The sequence below is a fragment of the Gardnerella sp. c23Ub_4 genome (assembly GCF_055804115.1).
Genome location: NZ_JANUYO010000001.1, coordinates 952,773 through 965,925, shown reverse-complemented (window position 1 = coordinate 965,925; position 13,153 = coordinate 952,773). Strand labels below are relative to the sequence as shown.

Genomic DNA, 13,153 nt, shown 5'->3' with positions numbered 1-13,153 from the left:
TTCTTTCTTACACAACTACGCATTTATACATAAATAACGTATCTCTGTATATAAAGACAAAACAAGTAATTGATAAATCTTATAGAATTTGTGATTGAAGATCTTTTCGAGCAGATTCTAATCTAGTAATCTGACCTAAAAGATTAAGCTTTTCACTCCCATCTTCTAACTTACTCATTCTAAGCTTAATAGCTCCGATTTTTCGCATAAAACCAACGTCTAAAAGCTTAATAAGCAACTCGTTTGCATACTTTTGTTCTTCTTCGCTAGGAATGCGCAAAAGATCGGATGGAGATTCATTTGTAGAAACACCACTCGAATCGTAAGCAGCCGACGAGTTAATAGAAGAAGCACCAATCAAGCCTTTATTAAAAGACAATGGAAGAGGCATTACGGAAAGCTCGTTAATAACACCTTCTAGCATAGGTCCTGCAGCCTTAGTAATAATATGCAACCAAAGACCTTTGCTAACGCTTGTATTAGGCAATCCACCAGAAGCCACAAAAGCCTGGAAAAGTGTTCTAAAAACTGGCGTAATAAAATTATTCAAAGTAAGATGCGCAAAAAGCTGATTGCTAAACGCTAAAGGAGATTGCATAAGAACAGCCATAAACTGCTGTTCGCACATAAACACAGAATCATCAACCTTGTAATAGCTTTGATTCTTGTACGCACTTCTAAGCATGGCTGTTTTTACAGCAGCTTCATTCATGCTTTGAGAACGCTGATCAAACACGCGAGAATCCGCATAAACGTTGGAAGAGTAGCCTTTAGAATAAGCGTCATCATCTACAACGTGTAATCGCCTTCTATTAGACTCCACCTCCTTACGCATAACGTCTAAATCAACACCAATATTTCTAACAGCTTTTCTAGTGTATAAGTCCAGCAAAGACCTGTCTCGAATTTGCGCAACAAGAGGAGCAACAGCCTTAACAGCACCCATCTGCCCTGTTGTAAAAGACGTATCAAAACGGCGAATAACAGTGTCAATTACAAAATCGTAAAGAGGATTAGCGCGCGCAATCAAAGAGCGAACAGCCTCGTCTCCCCTTTGAATACGCAAATCGCAAGGGTCTAAGTTATTATCTGCAACAGCAACAAAAGTCTGTGTTAAAAACGCTGAATCTAAGCCAAAAGCATGCAGAGCAGCTTTTTGACCTGCCGCATCTCCATCAAAAGTAAAAACAATACGCGAACTAACTTTTTGACCTTCTACTTTTACAGGGCCAACAAGCTGAATCGCTCCCAAAGAATCGTCTGCAATAAGACGACGAATAATCTTCGCATGCTCCGCGCCAAAAGCCGTTCCGCAAGTTGCAACAGCAGTATCTACACCAGCTAAATGGCAAGCCATAACATCCGTGTAGCCTTCCACAATCACAACTTGACGCTTTTTAACAATATTCGACTTAGCAATGTCAATTCCGTAAAGAACTTGCGTTTTTCTATACAATACAGTGTCTGGAGTGTTAATGTACTTTGCGCTAATAGAATCGTCGTCGTAAAGCCTTCTAGCGCCAAAGCCCAAAGTGCGGCCTGTAGAATCTCGAATAGGCCACGTTAATCGGCCGCGGAAGTAATCGTAAATTCCGCGCTGACCTTGGCGAGCTAAGCCTGCGTCTAATAATTCTTGACGAGTAAAACCCTTATTAGACAAATAGCGAACAAGATTATCCCACCCGTTTGGCGCGTATCCGCAACCAAAACGCTCGCATTGTGCTTGAGTAAAATTGCGCCCTGCAAGCAAGCTACGCGCTGGAGCCGCTTCTTTAGAGTTGATTTGAGACGAAAAGAAACGTTGAGCTTCCTCATTTGCTTCTATAAGACGAGCGCGCTTGGAGCCAGCATGCGAATTATCTTTAGCATCCTGCGATTTGTCATAATGAACTTCAATGTGGTAGCGGTCTGCTAACAGCTCTACTGCCTCACGAAAATCAATGTTTTCTTTTTGCTCAACATACTTAAAAACATCTCCGCCAGCACCGCAACCAAAGCAATGCCAGACACCCAAGCTTGGACGAACGCTAAAACTAGGCGTTTTTTCATCGTGAAACGGGCAAAGCCCCACAAAAGTACCCGTTCCAGAAGGCTTAAGCGTAACAGTTGCAGACACAATATCGTACAAATCTGCAGCAGCGCGCACACGCTCAACGTCTTCTTTTACAATCATTCCAGCCATAATCTCTAGCTTATCGCAAACCGAAGGCTACAGACACTCTATACTAGAAGTCGTAAAAGCGTTGATTTAGCACAAAGCGGCATGAAGAGCTGTAGCAGATCCATCTGTAAGACTTGCAACTTGATCAATCGCAACTCTTAAACGCTCGTCTTCGCTAGAGCAATTATTCCAATCGCTTATAAACACAGATTCCATAGCATCGTGCGCTCGCGGAGACTTGCTCATAAACACCTCCACCAAATCAGTTAGAATCTTTTGCTCACGCCTATAAAACTCGCGCTCTCTAGGCTGGATTATAAAATGCACAGCCAAACTTTTAAGAACGATTATCTCGTAAGATGTTTCTGGCGGAATCACAACGTTTGCGCGGTAGCGAATTAAAGCGCCGTTGCCGTATTTTTCTCGAGTTGCTCGCTCAACAGAGCTTGCAAACCTGCCAATTAAAGCACTAGTAATATTCTTTAGATGAGCTAGCGACCTTCTAGAGCCGTCATAAGAATCAGGGAACATGTTAAGAGAACGCAAACGCTTAAAAGCCGCCAAAAGACTATCCGCATCCCACTGGCTGCCGTACCAATTATGAGCTTCTTGAACAACTTGATCTGCAACGCTTGAATCCCAAACAAGCTCCGTGTTAAAAGCTCCAGTCACAATTGCATCTTCAATATCGTGAACACTGTATGCAATATCGTCGGAAAGATCCATAATTTGACACTCCATAGGCTTCGATTCACGCGGAGAGCCACTTTTTAGCCAATCAAAAACTTCCCTATCGTCTGGGTAAACGCAGAATTTTAAGTCACGCTCGCCTTTATCGTGCGCTTTTGCTTCATCAAAACCCCAAGGATATTTAACAGCAGCATCCAAGCTTGCACGCGTAAGATTTACGCCTGCGCTAGCGCCATTTTCTCTAAAAACTTTAGGCTCTAAGCGCGTTAAAAGTCTAAGAGTTTGAGCATTTCCTTCAAAGCCACCAATATTGCTTGCGATTTGAGCAAGCGCGCGCTCGCCATTGTGACCAAAAGGAGGATGACCTAAGTCGTGAGCTAAGCAAGCGCAATCTACAACATCTGGATCTGCTCCAAGCATTGCAGCAATCTGGCGACCAATTTGCGCAACTTCCAAAGTGTGAGTTAAACGCGTGCGAGCAAAATCGTCGGAGCCTGCTACAAGCACTTGACTTTTAGCGCCGAGTCTTCTAAGCGCTGAAGAGTGGATTATTCTAGCTCTGTCTCGCTCAAATGGTGTGCGAGCGCGCGTGTGGTGAGGCTCGCTAGCCCAGCGCTCAGTATCGTGCAAGCTGTATTCGCCAACAACTTCATTATCGGAAGCAATCACATCGTTACACATTAAAAACCTCCTCCACTAATCGCAAGTAGCAAATCGCAAATTAGCAAATCGCAATTCAGCTAATCGCAAAATCGCAAGATTGCTATATTAAGCTTTTTTCATCCAACATTTTTATGTCTTTTTCAGGCAAAACTTCGTAAGCATTCTTATACAATCGCGGAACTCTAGGGCCAATCCCAGTCATAATCTCGTAGCTTATTGTTCCTGCAGCTGCTGCCCAATCGTCTGCCGTTGGCTCCGCATATTCTAAGCCTCTGCCTGGTCCAAAAAGCCTTACTGTATCTCCTTCTTTAATTCCAAGCTCTTTAGCGCTGCCTTTTAAGTCAACAATAAATTGATCCATGCAAACGCGCCCCGAAACATACAAAATCCTAGCGCCGCTCTTGGTTTCCACGCGCACTGGTCCTCCAGGCTTATTAACATGACGAGAGCCTTGCATATCGAATCCGCTAGACGCACGCAAAATGCCATCCGCATAGCCAAGTGGAACGATTGCTGTGCTTGTATTGTCTGGCGTTAAATACGTGCGGCCGTACGAAATGCCGTGACCTGCTTCTACAGATTTAACTGTTCCTAATTGCGCTTGTAAAGTCATAGCTGGACGCAAGTCGTAAGCTTGAGGCGCTCCCATAACAGGGTCTGGCTCGTATCCGTACAATCCAATTCCTGGTCGAACAAGCTCAAATCGTATCTCTGGTCTGTTAAGAGTTGCAGCTGTATTAGCTAAATGTCGGATTTTAGGCTCCAACCCAGCTTCGCGCATTCTTTGAGTAAAATCGTGGAATTGCTCAATTTGCCTATCTGTAGATGCAACAAACTCTGGAACGTCTGGGCAATCAGCAACAGCCAAGTGACTCCATTGCCCAATAACTTCGATTAATCCCTGGCTAGAATATTCGCTAAGTTTCTCTAAAGCATCACTAAAGCCTGCAGGCGTAAAACCGTTTCTGCCAAATCCCGTATCTACCTTAACGTGCACGCGTGCAGCAGCGCCAAGCGATTTAGCAGCTAGCGCAACAGCGTCAATTGAATCCAGCGAGCCAACAGAAATATCAATATCTGCTTTTATTAAATCCGCAAAAAGAGACGTTGGAGCGCTAGTAAGCCACGTAAGAATACGGCATCTGCTTGAGTCAATTCCACATTTACGAAGCCGTAAAGCCTCATAAGGCTGAGCTGTACCAAGCCAAGTTGCTCCTCCTGCTAAAGCTGCGAGCGCACTAGGAATAAGCCCATGACCATAAGCGTCTGCTTTAACAACTCCCATAACTGCTGGCGACTTTTGACCAGGCTTCAAATCTTTAGAAACGCGCTCAACCAGCGTTCGCATATTATCTCTTAGCGCTTTTAGATCAACAATTACCTGCCCAGGGTATGTGCTTAAGGCGCGAGCATAGTTTTCTTGCAAAATCGCTTGGATACTCGAATTTTTACACATATCTCACGCCTTTACTTTTCGTTTTAGTTTTACGTTTACTTTTATATCTACTATATATGCCAGTATTTTTGACTTACATGCAAGTATTTTTTGACTTACATTTCAATACTGCAATACTTCTAATACCGTATTACATGATTATGCGAGCGCAACCATTGATACGCGATTCTAGTTGCGCTATGCGCGCGATCTGGAATTACAACAAGACCACACTTGCTAAAGCCTTCTCGCAAAATAACTTTTTGCATAATCAAGTTGTCGGGATGAGTGTCGATTCTAACATTAGAGTAGTTGCGCTTAGCCCATCTTAAACATTCGCTTGCCATTTTTGGCTTAACTCCCGAAGATGCAAGCCTATGGATTGTAACGTATGGCAAAACGTCATCTAGCCACGCTCCATCAATCTTTGCGTAGACTTCATCAAGTCCCTCGCACAGTGCAAATTGTGCCAAAATGCGCTCTTCTCCAAAGTCTGGGTCCGTGTCTACAAGAAGATTAAAACGGTTCAAACGAATATCTTCTATAACACTAGATGTTAGAGGAAAGCGATCTCCCCATTGATGAGGATTTCCATTATTTGCCATGAACACTCTTGCTCTCTCATAAATATTTTCAATATCTTTTAGATCGCTAAGAGTTGCTTTCCTCAATCTTATTTCACACATACACCCCCCTATGCTTAGAATATGGCGATTTTACAGTCTTACACAATCAAACGCAACAAATCACACAATCTTGCGCTCAAAAGGATCGGAGCTAATGCCCTTGTCTAAAATATCTTTGCACCATTGACGCGCTCCAAACAAGCTATGATCGCGGTAGTTTCCGCAAGACTCAATAGTTGTAGCTGGAACATCATCCCAAGTAGCTTTATACGCAATAAATTCAAGCGATTCCTTTAACGCGCGCGCAACATCTTCTGTGCTATGAGTGCCCCAAGTTAAAAGGTGGAATCCTGTACGGCAACCAAATGGAGAGCAATCAATGTAGCCTTCAATGCGCTGGCGCAAAAGAACAGCAATCGTGTGCTCGATCGTATGCAAAGCGCCCGTAGGAATAGCCTCTTGATTAGGCTGAGTTAAGCGAATATCGTAGTTAGAAATAACATCTCCATTCGAGCCTTTTTGAGTGTCAATATAGCGAACATACGGAGCTTTAACTTTAGTGTGGTCAAGCTCAAAGCTTTCTGGACGAGGTGTTGGCTGATTATTTTGATTTTCGCTCATTTTATCTTTCCTAACTTGTAATACATGCGCAAATAACGATTACTAAATAATATTAGACGCTATTCTTGCCAAACACACATTAACGCGAATCTAAAAATATTTTTTATTGACTTATTGACTTATAAGGCTTACAGATACAAACTTGCAAGACTTACAGATACAGACTTACAAAGTAGCAGCATCAATAAGTTCGCGCGTATAACTATGTTTTGGATTAGCCAAAATTTGACTTACACGCCCAGATTCAACAACAACGCCATCTTTTAGAACAACAACGCTAGAAGCTAAATGCTGAATCATACCAAGATCGTGGCTAACGAATATGCACGCCATATTAGGGCGATTTGCGCGAATCACATTAAAAGCATCTAAGATTCTTGTGCGCTCAGCAACATCGATTGCGCTCATTGGCTCATCTGCAACCAAAACTCTAGGATTATTGATTAGCGCGCGCGCAATCGCAACGCATTGAGCTTGCCCGCCAGAAAGCTGGCAAGGGTATCTTTTGCCAAAAACACTAGGATCTAATCCAACTAAATTCAAAACATCATCTACTTTAGAATCAATAACATGTGAATCAACAGTATTTGAATCAACAGTATTTGAATCAACAGTATTTGAATCAGAACTCATGTTTTTACGCCATATTTCAAGCGGCTCAGCAACGCTTTTTCTAACTGTCCAACGCGGGTCTAAAGCTGCAAAAGGATGCTGAAACACAAGCGAACATTGTCTTCTCATATTTACGTAAGCAGAATCTTTTAAACTTGATTTTCTAGCATTTTCAACGGTTTCGACTAGCTTTCCGCAATATTCTATACTCCCCTGGCGTATTTCTTGCAATCCAAGCAAAGAACGAATCAAAGTCGTTTTACCACTTCCAGATCCGCCAATTAGTGCTAAAGATTCGCCAACTTTAAGATTAAAGTCAACGCCTTTTAATGCTTCAACACGAGTCTTTGCACTTCCTAAAACAACATGAACGTTTTTAGCGTTAAAAATGCAATCATCTTTGGAAGAATCATTTTTATTACTAAGACTTAAATCATTCTTATCATCAAGACTTAGATCATTTTTATTACTAAGACTTAGATCATTTTTACTAAGACTTAAAGCGCGCGCCGCAAGAACAAGCTGCTTAGTAGAGCGAACCTTAGGATTTTCTAGCAATTCACCAACACGCGCACTATCGACTAATCGCCCAGAATCCAAAACATAACAACGAGTAGCAGCGCTAGAAAGAACCGAAAAATCGTGAGTAACAAAAAGCATTGAAGCGCCCATATTATCAACTAAAGAAGTGAGCATATTCACAACATCTTTTTGCGTAACAGAATCAAGAGCAGTAGTCGGCTCGTCTGCAAGAATCAACTTAGGGCAAGTTATAAGCGCTGTAGCAATCCCAACTCGCTGCATTTGCCCACCCGAAAGCTCAAAAGTGCGCTTATTCAAAATATTCGCGCCTAAACCAACTTTTTCAAGCATAACTTTAACGCGATTTTGAATATCGTCTTCGTCTAAATTGTAATGAAGCCTAAGAGGTAAGGCGATTTGCTCGCTAACACTCATAATAGGGTTAAGCGCGCGATCCGCTTGCTGAAAAACAACGCCAACATACTTACCGCGAATGTTTGCAAGCGCAGAATCGTTAGCGCCAACAGTTTGGGCATTGCCAACGCGGCAAGAGCCAGTGATTTTGCAATTAGAAGGAACTAGACCAATCGCAGCTCTTAAAAGCATTGATTTACCAGAGCCAGAAGATCCAACCAGTCCAACGCGCTCGCCATCTTTAACGTTAAGCGAAACATCACTTAAAATGCGCGAAGATCCAATGCTAAGCGATAATCCTTTTATATCAAGACTCATTCTTAGACTCCCTATTCGCTGGATTTGTAGCACTTCTTAAAACATCGCCAAAAAGATTAAGAGACAAAACTGTTAATGTAACAACAAGGCCAGGCCATAGAGCCGCAAGCGGATAAACGTGAATCAAAGTAACCGAAGTAGAAAGAACACGACCCCAGCTCGGCACTCCCGAAGGAACACCAACACCTAAATAAGTCAATCCGCTTTCCGCTAAAATAACAGTTCCTGCAGAAAGCGAAAGCTGAACGGAAGCGATAGGCAAAATATTAGGAAAAACATGCTTTAGCAAAACGTAACTTCTGCTAGCACCATTAGAAACAGCACAATCAACATAATTAGACTTAAGAACAAGAACAGCACTTGGTCGCAAAATACGAGCAAGATTTAAGCCATATCCAAATCCGCATGCAAGCATGATTACAAGAACGGATGCTCCAAGAGGTACAGCAAGCATAAGCGCAATCAAAACTGTTGGAATGGAAATTAAAGCGTCTACTGCCATAATGCTTACGGAACGAATTTTTTGAACGCGGCAAATCGTAAAGCTTAAAATCACAAATCCAACAACGCTTGCAATCGCAACTGTTGAAATAACAAGCAAAATCTCTACTCTAGAACCAGCCATAAGCCAGCTAAGCATATCTGCACCCGTTCCATCTGTGCCAAGCCAATGCTTAAGAGAAGGCTTTTGCCATACCTCGTACCCGTTTGTTTCTAGAAGAGAGTAGGGCGTCCAAACAAAAGAAAGCGCAGCTACAAAAATCCACAAGCACAAAATAATGCAAACGAATTTTCCAATAACTCCGCGCCAAATGCGTCTTAAAAACTTAATCATTGCTTGAATTGCCCCCACTTGAATCACTGCTCGAATTATTCACTGCTCGAATCTTGGCTAAGCCTTGAATCCAGCAAACGATGCAACACGTCAATCGCAAACCCAACAAGCAAGAACAATGCAGAGAGCATAAAAAGATTGCCTTGAACAGATATAAGATCTCGCAAACCAACATCGCGCACAAGACCCATGCCCATTCCAGGAAGCGAAAACAGATTTTCAATAACCATTACGCCCATAATCATATGCGCAAAAGTCAAGCCGATTACAGACACAAGTTGCGGCAACGCTAATCGCAAGCCGACTCGCCAAATCATTTGCTTTTTAGTCATTCCACAAGCCATAGCTTGCAAAGCAATGTCGCTATTAGAAATCTGCTCTAATGATGCTGAAGTGTAACGCATAAAACCAGATCCAACAATAACGCCAACTGTTAGAGCTGGAAGAATCAAAGACAAAAATGCGCTACCAAAATCGCGCCAACCGTCTGTTGTAAAACCTTGAGTAGGAAAAATCCCAACCAAACCAATGCCATTGCCAAAAATCATGATTAAAATCATTCCGCCCCAAAGAGCAGGAACAGATCCGCCTGCAATCGCACAAAACCTTAAAAAGCCTTGCAAAGACTTGCCAGAATGCAAAACTTGCAAGCATCCAAGAGGAATACCAATTGCGAGCGCAATTAAAAGTCCAAGAAAAATGAGCGGAAAAGTTATGCTAGCACGCATAGCAATAGTGGATGCAACGGAGCGACCTGTAAGCATTGAAACGCCAAAATCGCCTCTAAAAACGCCAAAAATCCACTCTAAATATTGAACAAAAAGGGGCTTGTTTAATCCTAAATCGCGTCTTAATTGCTCAACTTTTCCATCTGGCGCGTTTAAGCCAGCCATAACTTGAGCAACGTCTCCAGGTAAAACCCTAAGAGCAAGAAATACGATTGCAGAAATAAATAGCAGCGCTACAAAGAACAACGCGATGCGTCGAAGAATCATGCGCCTCATACAAACCCCTTACTTAATTTAATGTTCCCGATTTTGTAGCTTTACGAGCTAGTTTGAGCAACATTTTCGGTAAATCGCTCGCGCGGATAATCGCGCTAGAGCTATTTACGCTTTTTGTTGCTCGACACGCCGATTAAAGCTACAAAATCGGGAAATCTAAAGCAAATCACTTAAGTCGCAAATTGTATAGCGGCAAAAGAACTTGATTAATGTCAAAAGGCATGCCTTCAAGGTTCTTTACCTTAGCTGTAACAACTTTGTAATTAAGCAACCAATCAGCAGGAGCATCTTGGCTAACGATTCGCGCAGCTTTAGCAAGAAGCTTATTAGACTCCTTAGTATTCGCGCAAAGCATTGCCTTAGCATACAAATCCTGAACTTGCTTATTGTTATAACCGTAGTAATACTTAGGATCTGCCCACTGGCCAAAATCGTGGCTTTCGTTGTGATCTACCATAGACAAATCGTAGTTTTTATTGGTATAAACGTCGTGAAGCCAAGTAGTAAATTCAACAACGTTTACTTTTAGATCAATGCCAATTTGCTTTAATTGAGACATCAATTGCTCACCAAGTTGCGTTCCATAAATATTCGGGTAAGTAAGCGAAAGATGCAAAGGATTCGACTCGCTAAAACCAGCTTCCTTCATTAACGACTTAGCACGCTTAACATTATGCGCGTAAATCTTAGTTAAATCCTCATATCCTGGGTCCAAAGTAGGAATTGGTCCGCCAAGCAAAGCATCCGTACCTCCGCGCGAAGCAATAATTTGCTTATGGTCAATCGCATAGCGAATCGCTTGACGCACGCGCTTATCTTTAGTGCGCTCACCATTCATATTCATAGCAAGCACAAATTTATCGGTAGTGTTTCCAGCTTTAACAACATAGTGCTTTGAATCCGCCTTAAAAGTCTTAGCAAGCTGGCCAGAAATAGGCGCCAAAGCTTGAACAGATCCCGAAGAAAGCGCATTTACAGCAGCAACATCGTCTACAAAATAGCGAACAACAACTTTTTGAGTTTTTGCTTTATTAACGCCCTTATAGCGCGGATTTGCTTTTAACACAACTCGGTCGTTTGGCACAAACTTTTCTACCAAATACGGACCAGATCCAACTGCTTGAGTTTTAGCGTCATAATTCGCAAGCTTATCGAAAACTAAGCCAGCTCTAGAGCACAACGCCCACAAAAGCTTTGCATTTGGCTCTTTAAGCTTAATTTCAAACGTGTAATCATCTTTAGCTTTAGCGGATTCAACTTTTCCAACCATGTTTGATCCGCGATACTTCTTTGCAACAAGCTCGTTAAAAGACCACTCAGCATCTTTTGCAGTAAGCTTATGGCCATTAGAAAACACAACGCCTTTACGCATGTGGAAAGTGTACTTTAAGCCATCTTTGCTTATTTTCCAACTTTTTGCAAGGGATGGAACAACCTGATTTTTAGTATTTCTAGCTACAAGACCTTCATACACGTTTCCAATTAACAATTGCTCCAATGATGAGCCAGATTGATTACGAATATCGAGATTTGTAGGAGCAAGTTTTAATCCGATTGACACAGTTTTATTTGAAACTTGCGCAGAAGATGTTTGACTTGCAGGATTTTTTTGTGGACCTGTAAGCGTTGCAATAATAGCGCTAACTACTGCGATTACTACAATTGCTACAGAAACAAGCCAGAATTTTCCTAGACCACGCTTATTGGTTTTATACGCACTTTTAGACGCAGCGTTAAGCGAAGCATCTGTGCTAGAGCCAGCTTGCGATTCTTGGCGCTCTTGCGCGTTTTCTTGCCCATAGAATTTATCGGTCGCATCTTTAGAGTATGCGCCATCTTTGGGTTCTTTGTTATCCATTCAACAAACCTTTCTGGATTGAATTAGATACATTTATTTAATTGTTGTTTATGTTGTTATTTAATTGTTTAAGCTCGTCGCTTTATCTAATTGCAACACTTGCAACACAAAGTCAACGGCGTATATAATCGTAGCTTGCTAGCAAGTCAATCAAAACTAGGGCGAGTCTAAAAACTTCGCTATAAGTCATTGATATTTATGCGTTTTTACAAAAAATTTGACATCATTGTGTAAAAAATTTAACACGATTCTATAAAAATTTGACGTTATTCTAATCACATATCCTATGAATGTGGTTAAATGCCATCAGACGTAAACTTGCAAACCTGCGCAAAAAACAATACGATAGCTTGCATATTTGCAAAAATGTATAACAGACGCATAAAGATGTTACACACAGCATGCATGCAAAATGCGCCAATAAAACGCCAATAAAAAGCGAGGAATAATGGCAGAAAACTTGAATACTACAGTAACAGTAAACGAATCCTCAGATCCGCAAAATAACGGCAGCCAAGACCGCACTGCTCTAAATCGCCAGCTTGCACAAATGCTTAAGGGCGGCGTGATTATGGACGTTACCACTCCAGAGCAGGCGCGAATTGCTGAAGATTCTGGAGCTTGCGCTGTAATGGCGTTGGAGCGTATTCCTGCCGATATTCGCGCAGCTGGTGGCGTTTCTAGAATGAGCGACCCAGCTATGATTCACGGAATCCAAGAGGCTGTGTCTATTCCTGTTATGGCAAAATGCCGTATTGGTCACTTTGTAGAAGCGCAAGTACTTGAGGCTATTGAGATCGATTACATTGACGAAAGCGAGGTGCTTAGCCCAGCAGACGATGTTTACCACATTAACAAGCGCGATTTCGCAGTTCCATTTGTTTGCGGCGCTAAGGATTTGGGCGAGGCTTTGCGCAGGATTAACGAAGGCGCTTCCATGATTCGCACTAAGGGCGAGCCTGGAACTGGAGACGTGATTCAGGCAGTACGCCACATGCGCATGATGAATTCCGCAATTCGTAAGCTTACAAGCATGCGCGAGGATGAGCTTTTTGAAGAAGCTAAGACTTTGCGTGTGCCTTTCGATCTTGTAAAGTATGTTGCGCAAAACGGCAAGCTTCCTGTTGTAAACTTTGCAGCTGGCGGTGTTGCTACCCCTGCAGACGCTGCTTTAATGATGCAACTTGGCGCAGAAGGCGTGTTTGTTGGCTCTGGCATCTTTAAGTCTGGAGACCCAGCAAAGCGCGCTGCTGCAATCGTTAAGGCTGTTACTAATTACAAAGATGCCAAGATGATTGCTAAACTTTCCGAGAATTTGGGCGAAGCTATGGTTGGCATTAACGAGCAAGAAATCAAGCTTTTAATGGCTAACCGCGGCGAGTAATTGAGACGAG

10 protein-coding genes are annotated in these 13,153 nt (G+C 42.4%); 1 reads left to right on the top strand and 9 read right to left on the bottom strand.

All coding sequences use genetic code 11. From position 1 onward, the window contains the following. Positions 1–79: 79 nt before the first annotated feature. From dnaG to NYP67_RS03770, 9 genes are all read right to left on the bottom strand, one after another. Positions 80–2,182, bottom strand: a complete 2,103-nt coding sequence (gene dnaG / locus NYP67_RS03810) for a DNA primase (protein ID WP_473411192.1) — start codon at positions 2,180–2,182, stop codon at positions 80–82. Between the two features lie 66 nt (positions 2,183–2,248). Then, on the bottom strand, positions 2,249–3,532 hold the full coding sequence (locus NYP67_RS03805) for a deoxyguanosinetriphosphate triphosphohydrolase (protein ID WP_004130678.1): 1,284 nt from the start codon (positions 3,530–3,532) through the stop codon (positions 2,249–2,251). Positions 3,533–3,614: 82 nt separating this feature from the next. Beyond that, the gene (gene alr / locus NYP67_RS03800; RefSeq protein ID WP_102705045.1) at positions 3,615–4,970 is read right to left on the bottom strand and encodes an alanine racemase; all 1,356 of its coding nucleotides are present in this window, start codon (positions 4,968–4,970) and stop codon (positions 3,615–3,617) included. 119 nt (positions 4,971–5,089) lie between these two features. Further along, on the bottom strand, positions 5,090–5,635 hold the full coding sequence (locus tag NYP67_RS03795; protein ID WP_016786277.1) for a hypothetical protein: 546 nt from the start codon (positions 5,633–5,635) through the stop codon (positions 5,090–5,092). Between the two features lie 60 nt (positions 5,636–5,695). Then, on the bottom strand, positions 5,696–6,196 hold the full coding sequence (locus NYP67_RS03790; RefSeq protein WP_102705044.1) for an S-ribosylhomocysteine lyase: 501 nt from the start codon (positions 6,194–6,196) through the stop codon (positions 5,696–5,698). Between the two features lie 165 nt (positions 6,197–6,361). Beyond that, complete coding sequence (locus NYP67_RS03785) at positions 6,362–8,062, bottom strand: ABC transporter ATP-binding protein (RefSeq protein ID WP_102705043.1); 1,701 nt, start codon at positions 8,060–8,062, stop codon at positions 6,362–6,364. After that, positions 8,052–8,897, bottom strand: coding sequence for an ABC transporter permease (locus NYP67_RS03780; RefSeq protein ID WP_032819335.1), 846 nt, complete (start codon positions 8,895–8,897; stop codon positions 8,052–8,054). The genes NYP67_RS03785 and NYP67_RS03780 overlap by 11 nt, the downstream gene beginning before the upstream one ends. 35 nt (positions 8,898–8,932) lie before the next feature. Then, positions 8,933–9,901: an ABC transporter permease gene (locus tag NYP67_RS03775; protein WP_102705042.1), complete on the bottom strand. Its 969-nt coding sequence runs from the start codon at positions 9,899–9,901 to the stop codon at positions 8,933–8,935. A gap of 166 nt (positions 9,902–10,067) precedes the next feature. Then, positions 10,068–11,759 carry an ABC transporter substrate-binding protein gene (locus NYP67_RS03770; protein WP_102705041.1) on the bottom strand — a complete coding sequence of 564 codons (1,692 nt, stop codon included), beginning with the start codon at positions 11,757–11,759 and terminating at the stop codon, positions 10,068–10,070. Between the two features lie 448 nt (positions 11,760–12,207). On the opposite strand from NYP67_RS03770, the gene pdxS reads away from it, so the two are divergent. After that, positions 12,208–13,143, top strand: a complete 936-nt coding sequence (gene pdxS, locus NYP67_RS03765) for a pyridoxal 5'-phosphate synthase lyase subunit PdxS (protein WP_004113518.1) — start codon at positions 12,208–12,210, stop codon at positions 13,141–13,143. Positions 13,144–13,153: the final 10 nt, after the last annotated feature.

Bases quoted from the DNA above. Each gene is read 5' to 3' on its own strand.
- dnaG (WP_473411192.1), bottom strand. From the start codon at position 2,182: ATGGCTGGAATGATTGTAAAAGAAGACGTTGAGCGTGTGCGCGCTGCT.
- NYP67_RS03805 (WP_004130678.1), bottom strand. From the start codon at position 3,532: ATGTGTAACGATGTGATTGCTTCCGATAATGAAGTTGTTGGCGAATAC.
- alr (WP_102705045.1), bottom strand. From the start codon at position 4,970: ATGTGTAAAAATTCGAGTATCCAAGCGATTTTGCAAGAAAACTATGCT.
- NYP67_RS03795 (WP_016786277.1), bottom strand. From the start codon at position 5,635: ATGTGTGAAATAAGATTGAGGAAAGCAACTCTTAGCGATCTAAAAGAT.
- NYP67_RS03790 (WP_102705044.1), bottom strand. From the start codon at position 6,196: ATGAGCGAAAATCAAAATAATCAGCCAACACCTCGTCCAGAAAGCTTT.
- NYP67_RS03785 (WP_102705043.1), bottom strand. From the start codon at position 8,062: ATGAGTCTTGATATAAAAGGATTATCGCTTAGCATTGGATCTTCGCGC.
- NYP67_RS03780 (WP_032819335.1), bottom strand. From the start codon at position 8,897: ATGATTAAGTTTTTAAGACGCATTTGGCGCGGAGTTATTGGAAAATTC.
- NYP67_RS03775 (WP_102705042.1), bottom strand. From the start codon at position 9,901: ATGAGGCGCATGATTCTTCGACGCATCGCGTTGTTCTTTGTAGCGCTG.
- NYP67_RS03770 (WP_102705041.1), bottom strand. From the start codon at position 11,759: ATGGATAACAAAGAACCCAAAGATGGCGCATACTCTAAAGATGCGACC.
- pdxS (WP_004113518.1), top strand. From the start codon at position 12,208: ATGGCAGAAAACTTGAATACTACAGTAACAGTAAACGAATCCTCAGAT.